Genomic DNA, 673 nt, shown 5'->3' with positions numbered 1-673 from the left:
CCTTCCCAACCAGCGCGTCAACGCCGGTCTTGATCAGAGAACCTTGGACTTCAGATCATCCCCGGGAAGGTGCGCCCACTTTCATGCCGCCCCACCGAGGGTCATCCACAGGTTCTGATCATTGCTCAGTCGGGAATGGTCTCAGACATGGCGCTTTCCTCCGCGTGCTGCTTGATCGCCGCAAGGGCCGCCAGGCGCGGCTCCTCGAATTTCCAGATCCAGCGGGTCTGGAGCTGGTGAATCGGAACTGCATTCAGGTAGTGGAGCTTGCGGCGGCCGTCACGTATCGAGGTGACCAGATTGGCGGCCTCGAGGATCTCGAGGTGCTGGCTCACCGACTGCCGGCGCATGTCGAGCCCCTCGCACAGTTCGCCCAGTGTCAGTCCGGCCCGCTCGTGAAGCATGTCGAGCAAGCGACGCCGGCCGGGATCGGCCAGCGCCTTGAAGACCGCGTCCGCTTCCACGTAACCATAATGCAGGCATTTACCTGCCTATTGCAAGAGTCCCCGTGGGTGGCGCGGGTAGTGGGCCCCTTGCGGGGGATGGTGTCATCTCTCAGGACATCGGTGACAGTTCTGTATCAGGACATCGGTGACAGTTTGGGTGGTGTTGGTGGTGACACTTCTGCCCTCAGGCTCGGGCGGTGGCTGGTAATGAACCTATCGATCCTGTC

General features: G+C 61.5%; 1 protein-coding gene. It reads right to left on the bottom strand.

What is annotated here, in order from left to right:
* Nucleotides 1–125: 125 nt before the first annotated feature.
* Nucleotides 126–464 carry an ArsR/SmtB family transcription factor gene (locus tag HPC46_RS34605; protein WP_407665609.1) on the bottom strand — a complete coding sequence of 113 codons (339 nt, stop codon included), beginning with the start codon at nt 462–464 and terminating at the stop codon, nt 126–128.
* Between the last annotated feature and the right edge of the window lie 209 nt (nt 465–673).

It is taken from the genome of Mycolicibacterium vinylchloridicum, assembly GCF_013404075.1.
Lineage (GTDB): Bacteria > Actinomycetota > Actinomycetes > Mycobacteriales > Mycobacteriaceae > Mycobacterium > Mycobacterium vinylchloridicum.
The sequence above is the reverse complement of the archived record's forward strand: the minus strand, read 5'-3'. Positions and strand labels throughout refer to the sequence as shown.